The organism is Spirulina sp. CCY15215, from assembly GCF_016888125.1.
Lineage (GTDB): Bacteria > Cyanobacteriota > Cyanobacteriia > Cyanobacteriales > Spirulinaceae > CCY15215.
The window spans coordinates 1-1,832 of sequence record NZ_JACSWA010000462.1 but is presented as its reverse complement, the minus strand read 5'-3'; the positions used below and the strand labels follow the sequence as shown (position 1 = coordinate 1,832).

Annotated in this window: 1 protein-coding gene and 1 pseudogene; one reads left to right on the top strand and one right to left on the bottom strand. The window is 43.6% G+C overall.

What is annotated here, in order from left to right; translation table 11 throughout:
• Positions 1 to 205 precede the first annotated feature (205 nt).
• Positions 206 to 1,441, bottom strand: a complete 1,236-nt coding sequence (locus tag JUI58_RS14980; protein ID WP_204104602.1) for an RNA-guided endonuclease TnpB family protein — start codon at positions 1,439 to 1,441, stop codon at positions 206 to 208.
• A 23-nt stretch (positions 1,442 to 1,464) separates the two neighbouring features.
• Here JUI58_RS14980 and JUI58_RS14975 point away from each other — a divergent pair.
• A pseudogene (locus JUI58_RS14975) lies at positions 1,465 to 1,575 on the top strand (transposase); the annotation flags it as partial.
• Positions 1,576 to 1,832 lie beyond the last annotated feature (257 nt).

Genomic DNA, 1,832 nt, shown 5'->3' with positions numbered 1-1,832 from the left:
CTATCAACTATCAACTATCAACTATCAACTATCCTAAAAGCCTCTCAGAACAAGCAATCCACCGCTATCAACTATCAACTATCAACTATCAACTATCCTAGAGGCTAGGTGACGTTCTCTCCCGTTAACCTTTCAGGTCTAACGGGAGCTTCAAAAAAGACTAAGTTGAACCCAGTTCTTTGAAGTTTCTTGCTTCACAGGCTGACTATCGCGCCATGCCTCCACAAGCAGAAATGATGAGACCCACCACCTGTAGTTCTTCCAATGCCCGATTAAGAATATTAATTGCCGCATTTTCATCTCTGTCCATCACCAGTCCACACTTCGGACATTCATGAGTGCGAACCGAGAGAGTTTTCGGGACTTTCGTGCCGCAACCGCTACAGTCCTGAGATGTTCCATGAGGATTCACTTTCACCACTCGAACGCCGCATTTGACTGCCACTGCTTCGATGATAGTAATAAATTGTCCCCATGCTGCATCATCCCCCCTAACCCCCCTTTGGAAGGGGGGAACTAAAGGGGGGATTGTTCTCGCTAATCCCTTAATGTTTAAATCTTCAACAGCAATTAAGTCATAACATCTCGTTAGCCAGTTGGCTATTTTGTATTGAAAATCCTTTCGTTGTCGTTGAATCTTTTGATGAATAAGAGCGATTTTGTTTTGTTGTTTTTGATAGTTTTTTGACCCCTGTTGCTTATTTTTTAATCTCCGTTGCTGACGTGCTAAATGATTTTGCGCCTTGCGATAGGTTTGTTGAATCGGAACAGTTTCTCCCTCTGATGTAGTGAGAAATTCTTTCAATCCCACATCAATTCCCACAGCAGATTTGATTTTGTCTAACGGCAGAGGTTCCGGAACTACTTCATCTTTTGCTGTTAAGCAAACATAATAACCATCAGCCTTCTTGACAATTGACGCAGTTTTTAACTCAAATCCTTCGGGAATCGGACGATGAACGATGACCGGAATTATTCCTAATCGCGTTGTTATTAGGTTTTTCCCATCAAATTTAATTGTGGCTTTCGGATGGTTGACTCGCGAAAATTCAAAGGATCTTAGTTGTCCTACTTTCTTAAACCTCGGTCGCCCTCCTCGTTTTCCTTTCTTGTCAGGAACTCTCCATTTCTTCCATGCTTTATCTAATCTTTGCAGATTAATTTGCTGCACTTCCGAATAGATTTCTTTGTATTCTGGGAAAAGGATTTTTGTTTCTTTGAGAGCAGCTTGCTGAGTGTAGTAATTAACGGATTCTGGAATTTCGCCAATTGATTCTGAAACCAAACTGCACCGATCTACTTGAGAACGAGTTTGTCTCAAGTAGCCCAATCTTTGACCCAAGGCATAATTCCAATGGCGACGCAAGAGTTCGAGCCAATGGTCTATCTTGTCTGCCTGTTCTGGGGTCGGCTTAATTCGGTAGCAGTAGGTTAGAATCATTGGTAAATTATAGCTTATTGCTCTTTCATCGAAAAGAAGCCTTCTGGACGGGTGCTTATTTTGTGGCTTCGACGGGTGGTGTAACACTTGAACAACTCAAGCAATACGTTCGGTCTCAGGATGCCCCATCTTAGGAGGATTCGCTACCGCTACGTCCTCCGGACACGCTTCGCGAACAATTTCCTTTATTTGTCGCGATTCCTCTCCCGTTAAATCGGAGATTCTAACGGGAGACCCCTCGCGACATTGAGTTGGGAACGAATATCTCTCTAAGTGTCAGGAACCTCAGCCCTTAGGCGTGAGGCTTGAAAGAGAAATCTGACAAGCCATTCTGACCAGACTAAGTACCCCGCGTACTACGTTATTTGGGTCACGACACCTTGGAATGCGA

What these genes read in the sequence shown, in the direction of transcription:
- JUI58_RS14980 (WP_204104602.1), bottom strand. Translation starts at nt 1,441, where the DNA reads ATGATTCTAACCTACTGCTACCGAATTAAGCCGACCCCAGAACAGGCA.